Here is a 688-nt window from a genome sequence, read left to right as displayed (position 1 = left end):
GGTGAGCGCACGGGGACGCACGCGGCCGCCCGTCGCGGAGTTCGCCCGCGCGCGGCGTCTCAGCGCTCGCGCAGGTCGTCCTCCACCGCGGCGGACGCCTTGCGCGCGGCCACCAGCACCGGGTCCCACACCGGGGAGAACGGCGGGGCGTAGGCCAGGTCCAGGGACAGGACCTCCTCCACGGACATCTCGTTCCAGATGCAGGCGGCGAGGGTGTCGATCCGCTTGGCCGACCCCGCGCGGCCGACGATCTGCGCGCCGATGAGCCGGCCGCTGCGCCGCTCGGCGATCACCTTGACCCGGATCGGCTCGGCGCCGGGGAAGTACCCGGCGCGGGTGGTGGAGTCCAGCGACGCCGTGACGAAGGAGTAGCCGGCCTCCTCGGCGTCGCGGCTGGACAACCCCGTGCGCGCCACCTCCAGGTCGCACACCTTCGTCACGGCGGTGCCGATGACGCCGGGGAACGTGGCGTACCCGCCGCCGACGTTGATGCCCGCCACCCGCCCCTGCTTGTTGGCGTGGGTGCCCAGCGCCACGACGACCCGCTGCCCCGACAGCCGGTGGCGGGACTCCACGCAGTCCCCGGCGGCCCACACCCCCTCGACGCCGGTGCGCATCCGCTGGTCCACGGCGATGCCGCCGGAGGGACCGAGCGGGATGCCCGCCTCCTGCGCCAGCCGCACGTGCG

At 75.4% G+C, this 688-nt stretch carries 1 protein-coding gene; it reads right to left on the bottom strand.

The annotated features are described in order from the left end of the window. Positions 1-59: 59 nt before the first annotated feature. A partial coding sequence (locus ABEB16_RS17960) for an FAD-dependent oxidoreductase (protein WP_345713586.1) occupies positions 60-688 on the bottom strand: 629 nt, incomplete at its 5' end.

Origin of the sequence: Kineococcus glutinatus, assembly GCF_039542765.1 — a bacterium.
Taxonomy (GTDB): domain Bacteria; phylum Actinomycetota; class Actinomycetes; order Actinomycetales; family Kineococcaceae; genus Kineococcus_A; species Kineococcus_A glutinatus.
Note: the sequence above shows the minus strand (reverse complement) of the source record. Positions and strands in the feature narration are given on the sequence as shown.